The organism is Mesorhizobium sp. YL-MeA3-2017, assembly GCF_030814575.1.
GTDB classification, from domain to species: Bacteria; Pseudomonadota; Alphaproteobacteria; order Rhizobiales; family Rhizobiaceae; genus Mesorhizobium; species Mesorhizobium terrae.
On record NZ_JAUSVH010000001.1, the window covers coordinates 1752401 to 1768585 of the forward strand.

A 16185-nucleotide genomic window follows, 5' to 3' on the forward strand; every position below is an offset into this window, starting at 1 on the left:
CTCCCATTTTTTTGGTTGGTTTAGGCCTAGTCGCGTTTCCTGCTGACGAAGAAGAACAACGTGACGATGATGACCGACAGCAGCAGGAAGGCCGTCGAGATCGCGTTGATTTCAGGGGTGATGCCGCGGCGGATCTGGCCGAGCATGTAAGTTGGCAACGTGTCCTGGCCGCCCGACTTGACGAATTCGGTGATGACGACGTCGTCGAGCGAAATGACGAAGGCGAGCATCAGGCCGGCGAGGATGCCGGGCCAGAGCAGCGGCAGCGTGATGCGGCGGAAGGCCTGCCAGGGCGTGGCGTAGAGATCGGCCGCCGCGCGTTCCAGCGACAGGTCCATATTTTCCAGTCGCGCGCGGATCGGCAGATAGGCAAAGGGAATGCAGAACGCCGTATGCGCGGCGATCAGGTAACCCAGGCCCGAATAGCCGGTGAAGATCTTGATGCGCGAGAAGAAGATCAGCAGCGCCACGCCGGTGACGATTTCCGGCACCATCAGCGGCTGGTTGATCATCGCATATTTGAAGGTCAGCCCCGGATAGGGCGGCGTGCGGGTGGTGGCCAAGGCCGCCATGGTCGCCGCGATGGTGGCGAGCGTGGCGGCCACAGCCGCGATCTGGAAGGAGCGCAGCGTGGCATCGATCACCTGCGCGTTCTGCGAGGCCGACTGGAACCACTTCAGCGAGAAGCCGCCCCATTCCGACGTCGAGGGTGCCTCGTTGAAGGCGTAGACCACCAGCACGATGATCGGCAGGTAGAGCGCCACGAAGCACACGGCGGCGATCGTGGTGAAGCCCGGCTGGTGGCGAATGGAGAAGCTCTTAGCCATGCCGCACCTCCTGCGAGCCGGCGTTGCGCACGTAAACCAGGAGCGCCGCCATGACGATGAACATGACCGTGATCGACAGCGCCGAGCCCAGCGGCCAGTTGCGGCCCTGACCGAATTGCAGCTCGATCAGGTTGGACAGCATCATGTTCTTGCCGCCGCCGAGCACGCTCGGCGTCACATAGGCGCCGATGGCCGGGATGAAGACCAGGATCGAGCCGGCGATGACGCCGGGCTTGACCAGCGGGAAGATGATGCGGCGCAGCACCTGCCAGCGCGAGGCGTAGAGATCGTAGCCCGCCTCGACCAGACGGAAGTCGAGCTTTTCCATCGAGGCGTAGACCGGCAGCACCATCAGCGGCAGATAGACATAGGCCATGCCGATCAGGATCGCGACGTCGGTGTAGAGGATCTGGATCGGCGCCGAGATGATGCCGAGCTTCAACAGGATGGTGTTGACGATGCCTTCGTTGCGGATGATCTGCAGCACCGCGAAGGTGCGGATCAGAAGGTTCGTCCAGAACGGGATGGTGATCAGGAACAGCCACAGGTCACGCGTCTTCTCGCTGCGCGTGGCCATGAAATAGGCCGTCGGGAAGCCGAGCGCCAAGGTGGCGAGCGTGGTGATGACCGCCAGCTTCACCGAGCGCCAGAAGATGCTGATATGGGCGGCAGCCAGCGACAGCGTGTCGTCGAAGATGTCGCGCTCGAACAGCACCGACACCCAGGCGTCGGTCGAGAACTGCCACTTCACGTCGCCATAGGGGCCGGGCGTGAGGAAGGAATAGACGAGCACGATGGCCAACGGGCCGACCGCGGCGAAAAAGATGGTGAGCAAGGCAGGCGTCGTAAGGTACCAGCGGTTGCGAACGTCGCGCCGGTCGGCCGCCTTGGCGATTTCCTCGGCGGTGGCCATCAGTCCCTCAACACTTGTGCTGCGTCGTCGCTGATAGAGATGCCCGCCTTCTCGCCCGTCTCGAAGCCGCAGCTGGCGCTGCGCGCATTCTGCTGGCGCACGATGAAGAGGTCGTCGCTGCCGTCGAGCCGCAAATGGATGTGCGTGTCGGTGCCGAAATAGACGATGTTCTCGACCGTGCCCGAAAGCTCGCCCTTGCCCTTGACGAGCTTCGCATGTTCGGGCCGCACCACGACGGTCGCCTCGCCCTTCGGCTGGAAGCCGTCGGCAACGCTGGCCATGATGGTGGCACCCGATTTGAGCGTCGCGCGTGCCCTGCCGTTTTCCACGCCGGCGATCGACGCGGTCAGGAAATTGGTCTCGCCGATGAAGTCGGCGACGAACCGGTCGGCCGGCTTGTCATAGATGTCCCAGGGTGAACCCACCTGCAGGATCTTGCCCGACGACATCACCGCGATGCGGTCGGACATGGTCAGCGCTTCTTCCTGGTCGTGGGTGACGAAGATGAAGGTGATGCCGGTCTGGTTCTGCAGCCGCTTCAGTTCGATCTGCATTTCCTTGCGCAGCTTGTAGTCGAGCGCCGAAAGCGGCTCGTCGAGAAGCAGCACTTTCGGCTGCGGCGCCAGCGCGCGTGCCAGCGCCACGCGCTGCTGCTGACCGCCGGAAATCTGGCTGGTGCGCCGCGAGGCCAGATGCTCCATGCGCACCAGCTTCAGCATCTCGGCGACGCGCGCCTTGATCTCGGCCTTTGGCTTACGCAGCATCTCCAGGCCGAAGCCGATATTCTGCGCCACCGTCATGTGCGGGAACAGCGCATAGCTCTGGAAAACAGTGTTGACCGGCCGCTTGAACGGCGGCAGCAGCGCGATGTTGTCGCCATAGAGCTGGATCTCGCCGGCGCTCGGATAGTCGAAGCCGGCGATCAGCCTGAGCAGCGTCGTCTTTCCGCAGCCCGACGGCCCCAACAGCGTGAAAAACTCGTTTTCCCGGATCGATACTGAGACCGTGTCCAACGCGGCAACCGCCGCTTCCCCAGAACCGAAGACTTTCCGTACATCACGGACTTCGATCGCGTTCTTACCCGGTTGTTCCGGCACGCAAACCCCTCTTTTTGTTCTCGGCCTGCCCTCGAAAGCAGGCTTCTTTTTCTGTCTCAGATTGTCACCACAAGCCGCCACGCTTGGCAACAATCGCATTGAATACCAGTTCAGGAAGCGAAACGAATGTTCAGCTTGCGACCTGATAGGTGACCTTACCTCCGCAGATGGTGACCGCCGGCCGCACCTCGTGCAGCTGGCGCGGTTCCACCGCTTCGATATCGTGCGAGAGCACCACAAGGTCGGCCATGAAGCCTTCCTTCAGCCTGCCCTTTCGGTGCTCCGTGAACTCGGCATGGGCGCCCTCGACCGTGTAGGCCGCAAGCGATTCCATCAGCGAGAAACTCTGGTCCGGGTCGCCTTCGGCCCACGGCTTGCGCAGCATCGCCGCCTGCATGCCACGGATCGGATCGATCGAGGCGACCGGCCAGTCGGAAGCAAACACGACATGGGCGCCGGCGCTCTTCAGCGTGCGCCAGGCATAGCTCAGCGGCCAGCGCGCCTTGCCGATGCGCGACACGGTCGGCTCCAGCGGGAAATCCATCGCGCCCGGAGGATGCGGAGGCTGCATTGAGGCAATGACGCCGAGTTCGGAGAAACGCGGCACGTCCGTCGGCGCGACCACCTCGATATGCTCGATGCGGTGGCGGCTGTCGCGCTTGCCATTGGCCTTGGCGGCGGCTTCGTAGCCGTCGAGCACGGCATTGACCGCGCCATCCCCGATCGCATGCACCGCGATCTGCAATCCACGCGCATCGATGGCGACGGCCAGTTCCTTGAACTCGGCCGGCGTGAACAGCGGTTCGCCGACCCAGTCGAGACGATCGGCGTAGGGCTCGACCATCACGGCGGTCCAGGAGTCCAGCACGCCGTCGTAGAAAACCTTGACCATGCGCGACGACAGCCATTCGCTGTCGTATCGCGTGGCCATTGTCGACGCCTTTTCCAGCATCTCGAGCTTCATGAAATTCTTGAAATGGAAGGGCATCTTGACACGACAGGAGAGCCCTTCCTCGGCCTCGATCTCGGCCAGCAGTTCGAGCTGGTAGAGATTGCCATCCATGTTCTGGATCGAGGTGATGCCGTGTTCGGCGCACCAGGCAAGGCCGCGCCGCATGATGTCGCGGTCGGCGGCGCGCTGCGCGGGCGTCGGCGCGGGATCGGGCTCGCCGCCGGTCGACAGGCCGAGCCGCACGCGTTCCTCGTCGGCCAGCGCCAGCACCGGGCCAAAGGCCTCGCCTTCGCGCAATTCGCCCTCGGCTAGCCCGTCCTCGCCCATGACGATCTCGTTGCCGGGTCCGAGCGCGCGGCCATGCAGCACGCCGGCGGCTTCAAGCGCCTTGGTGTTGGCCCACATCGTATGGTGGTCGGGCGCGGCCATGCAGAACGGCCGGTCGGGCAGGATTGCGTCGAGATGATGCCGGGTGACGCGTTCATCGCCGAGAATGGTGTAATCGGCCGACTGCGCGACCAGCATCGGCGCATCGGGGCGCTTGGCCGCATAGGCACGGACCGCGTCACGCAACGCGTCGAACCCGTGCACGCCGATGAGCTGCAGATGCGCCAGTTCGGCGGCGCCGGAAAAGAGATGCATATGCGCTTCGATGAAACCGGGGATCACCGAACCGCCCTTGGCGTCGATGACTTTCGTGGCCGGCCCCTTGAGCGCCTCGATGGCAGCGCGGCTGCCGACGGCAAGGATAGCGCCATCCTTCACGGCAACGGCTTCGGCGGCTGGCAGATCGTCATCCATGGTCAGGACACGACCATTGAAGACGATCAGATCGGCTTGACGAACCGTACCCGTGACAGACATCGCAGCTCCGCGCTTTGTGACTGACCTAGACTGCCCAGCCTACTGTTCCACGACCGACCGCTCCGCTGGAACGACGTTGTGAGACGGAAAGCTGATGCCAGTCCGCCGCCCTCGGAATTCCCCTGGTTTCCCTAAAGACAGCGTGATGAAAAAATGCGACTAATTATTCGCGTTTGTCAATACGCGGTTTTTGGAATGCATTGTGGACAGCACCCTTCGCGTGTGGTGAGAGCTAGCGGAGGATGGGGGATTCGAGCAGTGAATCGCGATCTCAAACGGAAAACCAGGATTGCGCTCGAGCCCCGCAAGCAGCCGCGGCAGGAGCGGTCGAGCAAAGTCGTGGACAGGATTCTCGATGCTGCGCTGATCTTGACGCGAGAACAGGGAACCAAGACACCGACGACGCTTGCCATTGCGCAGCGCGCCGGTTTGTCGGTCGGCTCGGTCTACCAATATTATCCCAACAAGGAAGCTATTCTTCTGGATCTCGCACGGCGCTGGCTGGGCGCGTTTCCGGAAGTGATCGCAAAACGCATCGAGGCACCACGACCGACCGACCGCGACGCCTTCCGGCGGGAGGTGCGCGAACTCTTCATCGACACGTCCAGGCTTTATCTCGACAACGCCAGCCTGATGCCGGTCATCGAGGCCATCACCGGCAATGCCGAGCTGAGGCCGATCCAGAACGAATATGACGAGCGGATTATCGCCCTCTACGCCGCCTGGCTGCAGCATGTGAACCCCGCCCTCAAGGACGAGGTCGCCGGCCGGCTGGGCGTCTTGATGATGGAAGTCGGGCACGTATGCCGGCTGGTCGGCCTGAAGAGAGACCGCAAGGCCTTCGATCTCATCCAGGACGACGTGGAAATCATGTGGCTCGCTCTGGTCACACCCTATCTCGATCTCGACTAAAAACCATTCCAGGGAAGGAACCTTATGAAGACTGTCTATTCGCCGCTCCATGCCGGCCACGCCGGCACGATGGAACTGATGTCGGGAGCGATCATGCCTGGCTTCGAGAAACCGTCCCGGGCCGAAATCATCAAGGCACGGGTCGAGAGCGAGAAGCTGGGGCCGATCCTGGCGCCGGAGGTTCACGACCTCGCCGCCGCCAAGCGCGTGCACAAGGCCGACTACATCGACTTCCTGCCGACCGTCTATCCGGAGTGGGAGGCGCTTGGACGTTCCGGCTCGGCCATCCCTTACACCTGGCCGACGCGCGGCCTGCGCGGCGACGTGGTGCCGGCTACGCTCGACGGCAAGCTCGGCCATTATTCCTTCGACGCCGGCGCACCTTTCGTGAAGGGCACTTGGGAAGCGATCAAATCGTCCTATGACGTCGTCATGACCGGCGCCAAGCTGGTCAAGAACGGCGAGCGCGCCGCCTTCGCCTTGTGCCGTCCGCCCGGCCACCATGCCGGCGCCGGCTTCATGGGCGGCTATTGCTACATCAACAACGCGGCAGTCGCCGCGCAATGGTTCCTCGACCAGGGCGCCAAACGCATCGCCATCCTCGATGTCGACTACCACCACGGCAACGGCACGCAGGAAATCTTCTATGCCAGGGCAGACGTTCAGGTGCTGAACCTGCATGGCGATCCGATGGTCGAGTACCCCTATTTCCTCGGCCATGCCGACGAAGATGGCGAGGGCGCCGGCGAAGGCTTCAACATCAACTACCCGCTTCCCTTCGGCACGACCTGGGAAGCCTGGAACGCCGCGCTGGAAGACGCCTGCGCCAAGCTCGCCGCCTACGCACCCGATGTCGTCGTCGTCTCGCTGGGCGTCGACACTTTCGAAAAGGACCCGATCAGCCAGTTCAAGCTGAAGAGCGGCGACTATCCGAAGATCGGCGCCCGCATCGCCAGGCTGAACCTACCGACACTGTTCGTCATGGAAGGTGGTTATGCCGTCGACGAGATCGGCGTCAACGCCGTCGGCGTGCTGACCGGCTTCGAGGGCCGCTGACGCAATGCGGCGCCTCGCCGGCATCGATCGGCGAGGCGTTGCGCATGGCAAAACCCAGCAAATGCGCGGGTGAGTCGCATTTGTGAGTCCGCTGAATCCAAATCTGTCAAATCCTGTTTGAAGTTGGATTCAGCAGAGGCTAAATTAAACCCGAATCAGCCGTTCCGCGGGGGCGCGGCGAACCATCTAAAGTCCTGATGTTCCGGTGTTTTCCGGCGCAAGGCGCGATTGGTTTCGCGTTCCCCTGACGGATTCGTCCGATCGGGCGCCTTTTCGTGCCCGGAGTGAGTTTAAGGTAATTGTGACGCGTATCCGCGTCCGGGGCTGATGAAAACAGCGCCGGGCAAGAAAGATGGATTCTGGCCTCAAGACTATGACAGCCTTCGCAGCGCCTTTGACATCGGATGCAGTCGGAATTCGCCTCTCCTCCCGGGCGGACCTGACCGGCTTCCTCACCCAGCTCGCCGACGAGATCGGCGCCGACAGCTATATGCTGGTCGCCATCGTTCACGAACAGGAACGCAACGATGCCCGCATCGTCGCCTCCAACTGGCTCTATGACGCGATCGAACTGATCGGCAAGCGCCTGATCGCCAGCCTCGCCCACGGACCGCTGACGGCGGCACCCGGCACCCGCGCCCAGCCCCTGGTCACCGCCCATGCCGACACCGCGAGCGGCCTGCTCAGCGGCGAGGAAGCGAGGCTGCTCGACGTGCTCGGCCATGCCGAGCTTTATTCGCTGCGCCTGGATGTCGGCCGGCAACGCCTCTTCGTGCTGTTTTCCGCCGCCGAGACAGACCGGATCGATCCGGCGGCGCTCAATCGCGCGCAGCTGAAATGCTGCTACGCTCTGTCGCAGGTTTCGCAGCTTCTGGCAGCGGCGGCGGTGCAGGACCCGCTTTCCGACCGCGAGCGCGAATGCCTGTTCTGGGTGTCGGAAGGCAAGACCACCGAGGAGGTCGCGGTAATCCTCGGCGTCTCGGCCAACACGGTCAACAGCTACATCACCCACGCCATCCAGAAGTTCTCGGCCTCCAACCGCGCGATGGCCATCGCAACAGCGATCAGGAGTGGCATCATTTGACACGGGCTCATGCCAGCGCGACCGCCGAGCACGCTTTCGGCTCCCATTCCAACCCCTTCGGCGGCTTCGTCGGCGGTTCCGAGTTGCAGGCCGTCACCATTCCCGATGCCGTGCGCCGCTGCCGCTGGATCGCGATGGATATCAACGCCGAGGCTTTCGGGCTCTTTTTCGTCGCCCCCGCCGCCGAGCGTGCGCGGCTGGTGGCCTGCTTCGATTCCGACTATCCAAGCGTCGCCCAGGCGACACGGATGGTCTCCGATCCGGCTGGCGAAGAGATCGTCCAGCACACGCGTCAATCGACCGGCCCGCGCTGGTGGTGTGACGACAGCCAGGCCGAAAGCGGAGGCGCGTTGCGCGACCTCACCTGGGTGGAGCGGACGACGCCGCTCGTTCCCGGCACCACCGGCATCGCCTTCCCGGTCCATGCCGACCACGGCCAGTGCGGACTGGTGGTGTTCTTCGGCGCCGCCATGACCCTGTCCGGCAACGCCGTCTACGACATTCACGCCCGGTGTTTTTCACTGTTCAACGCCGTGGCGCGGATCCGGCCCGGCGAAACCGGGCGAGCCCGCGCTATGTCGAAACGCGAGCTGGAATGCCTGAAGCTCACCGCCAATGGCTATACCAGCGAAGAGATCGCCCGGCTGCTGAAACTGTCGGTACACACTGCCAACCAGTATCTGACCCAGTCGGCGCAGAAGCTGGACGCAGTGAACCGCACCCAGGCGGTCGCCAAGGCCTTGCGCCTCGGGCTCATCGACTAGCAAAGACGGACAAGAAAGCGGCTTGGGCTGCCTGTTGCCGGCGGTCGCCTACTGCATCGGCCAGAAAATCGGAATCGATTTTCGGTAGGCACGATGCAGCAGATAAAGAGTGTTAGAGTGTCCTTTGCGCGTCCAATTGGACGCGCGGCGCTCTAACCGATCGCCTCGGGACGGCGGATGCGGGCATCTTCGAGCAGGGCTTCCAGCAGTTCGGTGTTGCGCTCCGGGTCTTCGTCCGGTTTTTCGAATGAGACATAGTTGAGCACGACCGAAGCCTCGTTCTCGGTCAGCGTAAGCTGGAAATAGACCGTTGCGCCGCGTGGCCTGAGCTCCAGGTCGAGCACGATGCGCGGCCAGCCGCTCCAGTCGACATGCACCTCGCCACCATGGCCCAGCCGCAGCGTACCCGGCATGAAGAAGAGTTCCGACGCCGAATCCACCAGGTCCGACAGGCAGGCGAAATGCTCCAGCCGGATGAAGGCGATATAGTCGGCGACATCGATCAGCCGAAGCTCCGACACGACCTGCTCGATGGCGCGGGCGACGATGATTTCACGCGAAAGTGTGTGCGGCTGTCGATTCATGTGACCCGTCGGCGCTCCGCCTTGTTTGAGTAAACCACCCGTACCAACTCGGCGACTGCTTGGTAAAATTGTGATGGGATGACGCTATCAACCGAAACTTGCTTGTACATGGAGCGAGCCAAAGCAACGTCCTCGAAAATCGGAATATTGTGCTCCTTGGCGATCTCGCGAATACGCAGCGCCACGAGATCCTGGCCCTTGGCCAGCACAACCGGCGCGGCGTCCTGATCGCGCACATATCGCAACGCAATCGAGAAGTGCGTCGGGTTGGCGATGACCAAAGTGGCGTTGGGCACCGCCGTCATCATGCGCCGTCTTGCCCGGTCGCGCGCCAGCGAACGCAGCCGCGACTTGACGATGGGGTCGCCTTCCGACTGCTTCAACTCGTCCTTCACTTCCTGCTTGCTCATCCTGAGATCGCGCTTCCAGTGGAAGCGTGACCAGACGAAGTCGGCAGACGCGATCACCGCCATGACGAAGACGATGGCAACGAGGATCTGCACGGCGATCGAGCGGATGACCTGCACGAATTCGACCGGGCTGGTGATCATGCCGTTGAGCAACTGGCGATGCGTTTGCGAAAGCGCGAAGAACAGCACCGTGATGGCGAAACCGACCTTGGCCAGCGATTTCAGAAACTCGACGAACCCCTGCACGCCGAACATCCGCTTCCAGCCCTGGAAGAGCGAGATGCGCGACCATTGCGGCCGGATGCGCTCGCCGACGAATTGCGGCAGGTTCTGGAAGATCGAAGCCCCGATGCCCGCGACCACCAGGAGCACGAGCAGGCTGACCACGGCGCGGCCGATCTCGGCCAGCACCATGCTGTAGAGCTGGATGACGTCCGTCTCGGTGTCCATCGGCCAGGATTCCGGCCGTTCGAGAAACGATGAGAGGAATACGCTGAGGCTGAGAACGGCTTCGCGCGCGTAGAACACGGTGAAGACCAGGATGGCGACGAAGGAGGTGAGGATCGCGGCTTCCTTCGAGTGGGGCAGCTTGCCCTTCTCGACGGTGTCGCGAATCTTCTTCTCTGTGGCTTCCTCGGTTTTGGAGTCCTTGTCCTCGCCGTCAGCCATGTCGCGCCCGACCCGTCAAGGCGCGATCAGGCGGCGTCTGCGCTCGGCGCGGACGGCAGCTCGTAGGCTCCTTCGCGCGCGAGACGCACCGTGGTCGCCGCGATCGTCTTGCGGGCGCCCATGATATCGGCCAGCGGAATGCCTTCCGAGCCCTGGCTGAGCTCCGCCTCGATCATGCGCCGCGAGCGCTGGCCGATCGACGACAGCACCGCCTCGGTGAGCGCCGGCGGCGCCCCGCGCAGCGCCAGCGTCACCACTTCGCTGGACAGGCCGTCGAACACCAGAACGCGTGCCTTCTGGGTGAGCAGCGGCAGGTCGTCGAAGTTGAAGATGCGCGCCTTCACCCCGTCCAGGTCAGGGGTGCCTGCTGCCTCCAGGTCCTGCATCGTCTCGTCAAGCTGGGTCTTGTCCATCTCGTTGAGCAGGCTGGCGACGCGGATCTGGCCGGCGGTGGTGTCTCTCGAAGCGGTTTCGGCAAGCACGCGAGCGCGCAACTGGTTCTCGATGATCCGAGTCGCCGTTTCCGGCACCACCGTCATCGTTACCATGCGGCGCAGGATTTCGCTGCGCAGCGGCTTGTCGAGGATAAGCAGCACGGCGGATGCCGGCTGCGGCGACAGCATCGACAACACCATCGCGGCGGTCTGCGGGTGTTCGCCGGCCAGGAAGGTGCCAAGCCGCTGGGGTTCCAGCTTTTCCAGTTGCGGCCAGATCGGCGGCGGGCCGGACGGCTCGGCTTCCGCCTTCTTGCCGCTCATGATGGCGTCGACTTCTTCGGGCGACAGCGATTCGTTGAGAATCGTGTCCATCTTGTCGGCGGAATCGAGTAGGCCGGCACCCTCGGTGAACTCGGCCTCGAACTCCGCGACGACGCGTTCCAGATCGGCCTGCGGGATGGTGCGCAACAGACGCGCGGCTTCGATCAGCGCCTTCAGCTCTTCCTGCTTGAAGAACTTCAGCAGACGGCTCGCCGAGGGCTTGCCCATGGCAACCAGAATGGCGGCAGCCTTCTGCGCACGCGACAGCGTCAGCATCGTGCTCATCTCGTCTCATTCCCCGATCGCATGGAGGCCCCCGCCGTCATTTTGTCAACCAGCCTTGGTGGCGGTGACGATCTCGGTCAGCCGGATGCCGAAGCGCGACGGATCGTTTTCCAGAACGGTGATTTCGCCGCGCGCGATGCGGCGGCCATTCACCACCACGTCGACCGGCTCGCCGATACGGCGGTTGAGCGCCACGGTCGAACCCTTCTGCAGCGCCATCAGGTCCGAGACCTGCATTTCGGCGCTGCCCAGCACGATCTGCACGTCGACCGGGATGTTGAGGATGACGCCGGGGTTGGCGGCGGACGCATCCCGCGCCGGACCGCCGACGCGCTGCTCTTCCTCCTGCAACACGCCGCGCAGTTCCTCGATGGCGCGGTTGAGCTGGTCGTCCGGAGCGTCGAGATCGGTTTCGTTGTTGGTCTTGTTCATGCGTCGTCTCCAAGAAGCAGCTGCCGGCTCAGCCGGGCATCAACCCGTCGATGAAATCCTGCCCGGCATCGTATGGCTGATTGATGCGGACCGTGTAGTTCTGTCCAAGCTTGCCGAATTCGCAAACGAACAGGGTCTTGTTGCGCGCCGACAGCCTGGCGCGCCCCTGCGCGTTTTCCTCGATTTCCAGCACCTGGCCGGCCTGCAGCAGGGCGAGATCGCCGAGCGTCATCCTGGCAAGCGGCATCGTCGCCTCGAGCGTGACCGCCGAACGCTTGACCTCTTCCGAGAAACGCTCGTGCCAGTCGGTCTCCGAGCCCTCTTCCTCGCCAGCTGCGCCGGGACCGTTGCGCTGCACCAGAAGCACGCGCTGCGGGATCATGACGGTGATCGTGCCGCTTTCGGTCGGCGTCGACAGGCCGAAGATGATGCGCACGGCAGCGCCGTCGCGCAACACGCGGCGGCGCGCCTCGTGGCCGGACATCGCGCGCGGCACCGGCAGGCGAAGGTCCAGCGACCGTTTGCCCGAACCGTTGAGGATCTGCGCTATCTCTTCGAACACCAAGGTCGCGACATCCGCCTCGAGCGGCGAGAGGTCGCGCTGGATCGGCGTGACGGCCTGGTCAGGGTCGCCGCCGAACAGCGCGCAGATCATCACCGCCACCGCCCGCGCGTCCATCACCAGGGTCAGCGCATCCGACGACACCGGCGAGGACACCACGGTCATCGCGAAATTGTCGCCGGCCTGTTCGCGCGCCTCGGTGGTGCGCGACACTTCGACCGCCCTCAGATCGATCGTTACCTGCGCGCCGATCTCGCCCGAGAGACGCTTCTGCAGCGGGGATACGACACGCTCGGCCAGCGAACGGCCGGCGCCAATGACATGCGACGCCTCGCCACTGTCGCCGACCAGGCGCTCGATGATCAGCGCGCGGCTGTCTTCCATTGTGGCCAGGCCGCTCATGACGCCGTCCCGCCCCTGCCTTCGAATGCCATGCTCACGCCGCCTTCTTGTCGGCGGAGCCGGTGCTCATCGTGCTCTGTTCGACCGCGTCGATCGAGGGGCGGTCATAGGACGAGATCGTCTTGCGGCCGAACTCGATGGCGACCTGCGGCAGCGAGCCGTTCATGTAGGCGAGCAGGGTCTGCTTCACGATGATGTAGAGCCTGTTCTTCTTCTCGCGCACCATCTTGATCTTGGTGGCGATAGGACCGACCACCGCATAGGAAAGGAAGATGCCGAGGAAAGTGCCGACCAGGGCGGCGCCGATCAGGCCGCCGAGGATCTCCGGCGACTGGTCGAGCGCGCCCATCGCCTTGACGACGCCGAGCACCGCCGCGACGATGCCGAGCGCCGGCAGGCCGTCGCCCACGGCAACCATCGCGTGATAAGGCTTCAGCTTGTCCGCCTTGATGGTCTGGATTTCCTCGTCCATCAGCGCTTCGATCTCGAACGGACGGGCATTGCCGATGATGATGATGCGGCAATAGTCGCAGATGAAATGCGTCAGGTCGTGGTTCTTGAGCACGGTCGGAAACGCCTGGAAGATCGGCGACTCTTCGGGATTGTCGATATGCGCCTCGACCTCGGAGCGCGACTTGGAGCGCAGCTCGCGCATCAGCGAATGCAGCACGCCGAGGGTTTCGAGATAGTCCCGTTCCTTCGGCACCGACTGCTTGAAGGCTTCCATGATGCCTTTACCGGTGTCCTTCACCGTCTTCATCGGATTGGCGACCAGGAAACACCCCAGCGCCGCACCGCAGATGATCACCGCTTCCCACGGCTGGATCAGCACCTGGATGTGCCCACCCATGGCCATGAAGCCGCCAAGGACGCAACCAAGCGTCACCACCAAGCCGATCAGAATGCCCACTGCCGGTCCTTCCGCAATTCAACTGCATCAGGAAATAGACGCCGTGCCTTGTGTGAGGCTTGAATCGCCGTGGCCGACCTCGCTTAGGTTTTAAGCGATCCGATTCAGCTTCGCGCAAGGAACCTGAGCTACTTTAGCACGAACTGCTTCAGCGGGAGGCGTGCGTGACGACGTATCTGGATTATCAACTGATCACGAGAGACCTGAACAAGTCGCTCGACCGAACCAGCAAGCAGGTCGTCGTCTCGCGCGAGACGAAGTACTATCTCGACAACATCGGCAAGGTGAAGTCGATCGACGATTTTCTCAAGAACGACCGGCTGTTCAAATATGCCATGAAGGCCTTCGGCCTCGAGGACATGTCCTATGCCAAGGCGTTCATGAAGAAGGTGCTGACCGAGGGTGTCGACAGCCCCGACTCCTTCGCCAACAAGCTGACCGACAAGCGCTACGCCGACTTCGCCAAGACCTTCAATTTCAAGCGCTATGGCGCGAACGCCACCACCTATAACGGCGCGCAGAACGATGTGCCGAAGAACTTCAACGCTCAGGTAATCCTTACCTACTCGCAGCAGGGCGTCGACTTCGTCGAAAACGAAGTCAGCTATTACATCGGCAAGATCGGCAACGTTAAGTCGATCGACGACCTGATGGCGGATTCGCGGCTGCTCTACGTCGCCATGGGCGCCTTCGGACTGGACGCGAAGAAGGAGCCGCCGGCGACCGTCCGCCAGATGCTGGAAGGCGGCGTCACCGACCCCAACAGCCCGGCCAACAAGCTCTACGACAAACGCTACGCGAACTTCGTCGCCGCCTTCAATTTCGTCGAGAAGGGCGACCAGACGACGGCGCAGGACTCGGTGCAGAACCTGGTGCCGAAGCAGTTCATCGCCAACACCGGCCTGGTCACCATCGTGCCCCGCGCCGAATACACCAAGGCCGAGAGCGACTACTACAAGGCCAATATCGGCAATGTGAAATCCATCGACGACCTGATGGCCGACAAGCGCCTGCTGCGCGCCGCCATGGCCGCCTATGGGCTGGATGTGGATGTCGAAACGCCGAAGACCATTCGCAACATGCTGGAGGGTGGCGTCACCGATCCCAACAGCCCCGCCAACAAGCTGACCGACAAGAGTTACGCGAACTTCGTCACCGCCTTCAACTTCGTCCAGTATGGCGACACGACGACGAGCCGCGACGCGGTGCAGAAGGACACGCTCAAGCTCTTTTCGACCAAGAGCTCGTTGGGCATGATCAAGCCCGGTTCCGACTACATCGCCGCCGAGACGGCCTATTACAACGCCAACGTCGTCAAGCTGACCTCCATCGACGACCTGATGGCGAACCAGCGCCTGCTGAACTATGCGCTGAGCGCCTATGGCCTGGACCCGTCCACGCAGACGCCAGCGACCGTCCGCAAGATGCTCGAGGGCGGCATCACCGACCCCAACAGTCCGGCCAACAAGTCCGGCAGCAAGGCCTATGTCGCCTTCGTCACCGCTTTCAACTTCGCCCAGTATGGCGAGAAGGCGACGACCCGCACGCTGGCCCAGCAGCCATCGACCGACAAATATGTGCGCCAGACGCTGGAAGAGGACGCCGGCAAAACCAATGACGGCGTTCGCCTGGCGCTCTATTTCCAGCGTAAGGCGCCGACGCTGACCAACTGGTACGAGGTTCTGGCCGACAAGGCGCTGTCCCAGGTGGTGCGTACGGCCTTCGGTCTGCCGGACTCCTTCGCCAAGGCCGATATCGACAAGCAGGTGCAGCTCTTCCAGCAGAAGTTCAACATCAAGGACTTCGCCAACCCGCAGAAGCTCGGCAAGTTCATCGGCCGTTTCACCACCATGTACGAGATGAACAACCCTTCCTCGCCGCAGATCTCGGCGGCCAGCGTCCTGTTCGCACAGCCCACCACCGCAGGCATTTCGACCGACCTCCTGCTCACCATGCAGCGAATGAAATTCTGACCATGCAAGACAGCCTCTACGTCGCCCTCTCCTCGCAGATCGCGCTGGAAAAACGCCTCAACACCATCGCCGACAACGTCGCGAACGCCTCGACGGTCGGCTTTCGCGCCACCGGCGTGAAGTTCGAGGACGTCGTTTCCGGCACCGGGCAAAAGGCGGTCTCCTTCGCCTCCACTGGCGACACCTTTCTTTCAGGTGCGCATGGCGGCATGCGCGAAACCGGCAGTCCGTTCGATTTCGCCGTGCAGGGCGACGCCTGGTTCGGTATCCAGACGCCCGCCGGCACGGTAATGACGCGCGACGGCCGTTTCTCGATGAACGAGAATGGCGAGCTGTTGTCGATCGAGGGCCACCAGGTGCTCGACGCCGGCGGCGCGCCGATCCAGCTCGACCCTCGTGGCGGTCCGCCGAAGGTCAGTGCCGACGGCGCGCTACGCCAGGGTGATCGCCAAGTCGGCGCCATCGGCCTGTTCAGTTTCGACCCAGGTGTGAATTTCACCCGCTATGGCAATTCGGGCATCGTGCCGCCGAAACCGCCGGAACCCATCACCGACCGCTCCGACGTCGGTGTCGCCCAGGGCTTTCTGGAGGATTCCAACGTCAATCCGATCATGGAGATGATGCGGCTGATCCAGGTGCAGCGCGCCTTCGAGAACGTCGCGGCGATGGTGCGCCAGGCCGGCAGCTCGACCGACGACGCAATCAAGACCCTGGGATCCAAGTAAGCGCCC

Annotated in this window: 16 protein-coding genes; 6 read left to right on the forward strand and 10 right to left on the reverse strand. The window is 63.0% G+C overall.

The annotated features are described in order from the left end of the window. Positions 1–26: 26 nt before the first annotated feature. The 4 genes from QFZ88_RS08200 to QFZ88_RS08215 all read right to left on the reverse strand — a co-directional run bounded on the left by QFZ88_RS08200 (position 27) and on the right by QFZ88_RS08215 (position 4653). Positions 27–827 carry an ABC transporter permease gene (locus QFZ88_RS08200; protein WP_024925756.1) on the reverse strand — a complete coding sequence of 267 codons (801 nt, stop codon included), beginning with the start codon at positions 825–827 and terminating at the stop codon, positions 27–29. Further along, positions 820–1740 carry an ABC transporter permease gene (locus QFZ88_RS08205; RefSeq protein WP_024925757.1) on the reverse strand — a complete coding sequence of 307 codons (921 nt, stop codon included), beginning with the start codon at positions 1738–1740 and terminating at the stop codon, positions 820–822. Before QFZ88_RS08205 ends, QFZ88_RS08200 begins: the two co-directional genes overlap by 8 nt. Next, positions 1740–2837, reverse strand: coding sequence for an ABC transporter ATP-binding protein (locus QFZ88_RS08210; RefSeq protein WP_024925758.1), 1098 nt, complete (start codon positions 2835–2837; stop codon positions 1740–1742). The genes QFZ88_RS08205 and QFZ88_RS08210 overlap by 1 nt, the downstream gene beginning before the upstream one ends. Positions 2838–2967: 130 nt before the next feature. After that, on the reverse strand, positions 2968–4653 hold the full coding sequence (locus QFZ88_RS08215) for an amidohydrolase (RefSeq protein ID WP_024925759.1): 1686 nt from the start codon (positions 4651–4653) through the stop codon (positions 2968–2970). Positions 4654–4992: 339 nt separating this feature from the next. Between QFZ88_RS08215 and QFZ88_RS08220 the strand changes: the two genes are divergently transcribed. The 4 genes from QFZ88_RS08220 to QFZ88_RS08235 all read left to right on the forward strand — a co-directional run bounded on the left by QFZ88_RS08220 (position 4993) and on the right by QFZ88_RS08235 (position 8469). Then, positions 4993–5565: a TetR/AcrR family transcriptional regulator gene (locus QFZ88_RS08220; RefSeq protein WP_244431133.1), complete on the forward strand. Its 573-nt coding sequence runs from the start codon at positions 4993–4995 to the stop codon at positions 5563–5565. A gap of 24 nt (positions 5566–5589) precedes the next feature. Further along, a complete protein-coding gene (locus QFZ88_RS08225) occupies positions 5590–6621 on the forward strand; it encodes a histone deacetylase family protein (RefSeq protein WP_024925761.1) in 1032 nt (343 codons plus the stop codon). Between the two features lie 352 nt (positions 6622–6973). After that, entirely contained in the window at positions 6974–7705 is a 732-nt protein-coding gene (locus QFZ88_RS08230; RefSeq protein ID WP_373426377.1) for a helix-turn-helix transcriptional regulator, read from the forward strand. Continuing rightward, positions 7702–8469 (forward strand): helix-turn-helix transcriptional regulator, encoded by a 768-nt coding sequence (locus tag QFZ88_RS08235; RefSeq protein WP_024925763.1) that lies wholly within the window; start codon positions 7702–7704, stop codon positions 8467–8469. Before QFZ88_RS08230 ends, QFZ88_RS08235 begins: the two co-directional genes overlap by 4 nt. Before the next feature lie 152 nt (positions 8470–8621). On the opposite strand, the gene QFZ88_RS08240 is transcribed toward QFZ88_RS08235, so the two are convergent. The 6 genes from QFZ88_RS08240 to motA are packed head-to-tail and all read right to left on the reverse strand — an operon-like array spanning position 8622 to position 13481. Continuing rightward, on the reverse strand, positions 8622–9053 hold the full coding sequence (locus QFZ88_RS08240; RefSeq protein WP_024925764.1) for a hypothetical protein: 432 nt from the start codon (positions 9051–9053) through the stop codon (positions 8622–8624). Further along, positions 9050–10132: a flagellar biosynthesis protein FlhB gene (gene flhB, locus QFZ88_RS08245; protein ID WP_024925765.1), complete on the reverse strand. Its 1083-nt coding sequence runs from the start codon at positions 10130–10132 to the stop codon at positions 9050–9052. The genes QFZ88_RS08240 and flhB overlap by 4 nt, the downstream gene beginning before the upstream one ends. A 26-nt stretch (positions 10133–10158) precedes the next feature. Continuing rightward, a complete protein-coding gene (locus tag QFZ88_RS08250; RefSeq protein WP_024925766.1) occupies positions 10159–11175 on the reverse strand; it encodes a flagellar motor switch protein FliG in 1017 nt (338 codons plus the stop codon). Between the two features lie 45 nt (positions 11176–11220). Next, on the reverse strand, positions 11221–11607 hold the full coding sequence (gene fliN, locus QFZ88_RS08255; protein WP_024925767.1) for a flagellar motor switch protein FliN: 387 nt from the start codon (positions 11605–11607) through the stop codon (positions 11221–11223). A 28-nt stretch (positions 11608–11635) separates the two neighbouring features. After that, entirely contained in the window at positions 11636–12571 is a 936-nt protein-coding gene (locus QFZ88_RS08260; RefSeq protein WP_024925768.1) for a flagellar motor switch protein FliM, read from the reverse strand. 34 nt (positions 12572–12605) lie between these two features. Beyond that, the gene (gene motA / locus QFZ88_RS08265) at positions 12606–13481 is read right to left on the reverse strand and encodes a flagellar motor stator protein MotA (protein WP_024925769.1); all 876 of its coding nucleotides are present in this window, start codon (positions 13479–13481) and stop codon (positions 12606–12608) included. Positions 13482–13645: 164 nt separating this feature from the next. Here motA and QFZ88_RS08270 point away from each other — a divergent pair, with 164 nt between their 5' ends. Then, complete coding sequence (locus QFZ88_RS08270; protein ID WP_024925770.1) at positions 13646–15454, forward strand: DUF1217 domain-containing protein; 1809 nt, start codon at positions 13646–13648, stop codon at positions 15452–15454. 2 nt (positions 15455–15456) lie between these two features. After that, a complete protein-coding gene (gene flgF / locus QFZ88_RS08275) occupies positions 15457–16179 on the forward strand; it encodes a flagellar basal-body rod protein FlgF (RefSeq protein WP_024925771.1) in 723 nt (240 codons plus the stop codon). The last annotated feature ends 6 nt before the right edge of the window (positions 16180–16185 follow it).